This window comes from Bacillus sp. LR--39 (assembly GCF_053613335.1).
Map to the genome: position 1 here is coordinate 1 of NZ_JBSIOT010000977.1, position 672 is coordinate 672.

The 672-nt window shown below is 39.9% G+C and carries 1 protein-coding gene; it reads left to right on the forward strand.

Translation table 11 applies throughout. The annotated features are described in order from the left end of the window. Positions 1–296 precede the first annotated feature (296 nt). On the forward strand, positions 297–672 hold a 376-nt coding region (locus ACWHAR_RS27870; RefSeq protein WP_452088543.1), incomplete at its 3' end, for a TetR/AcrR family transcriptional regulator.

Here is a 672-nt window from a genome sequence, read left to right on the forward strand (position 1 = left end):
CCTTGCATTTGCGGGCAAAACTCTATCTGGCCCCGGAGTGATGCTCGTTAGAAAAAAAGAATAAAGTTTGTCACAGCCTGAATGTCAATCTATTCAGCAAATACCTATCAGTGAATGAAAAGCCATTGATATAGTAAGCAATGAATTGATTCAGTTATTCGAAATGCATGAGACCCTTTAATAAAGAAAGCTGACAAACAGGATCAGTTTGAAATCATTGACAATGAAGCAAATGCCATGAAATAATACTCGTGAGTAACATTACTTGCGAGTATTATTTTTGGGGGTGGTCCTCGTTGAAAAGTAAAAAAGGACGTAAAGGGGAAGAAAGCCGGAAACGGTTACTCAAAGCTGCCGCTAATGAATTTTCGATTCGGGGATTCCATGACGCGAAGGTAAGTGAAATTGTGAAAAATGCTGGGTTCACGCAGCCTTCATTTTACCTGTACTTTCAAAGCAAAGAAGCCATCTTTGCCGAGTTAATAACCGATTTTCACTCTCGAGTCAGAAAGCTGACAGAGTCACTTCTTCTGGAAAACGGATTAAACACGGAGGATGTGTCAAAACGGGTACTGCTAGCTGTAGAGACTGTTTTTCAATTTTTGGATGAGGACAAGGATTTAACCAAGATCGGCTTTTTTCTCAACCCGGAAGCAAAACAAATGAAAAAAG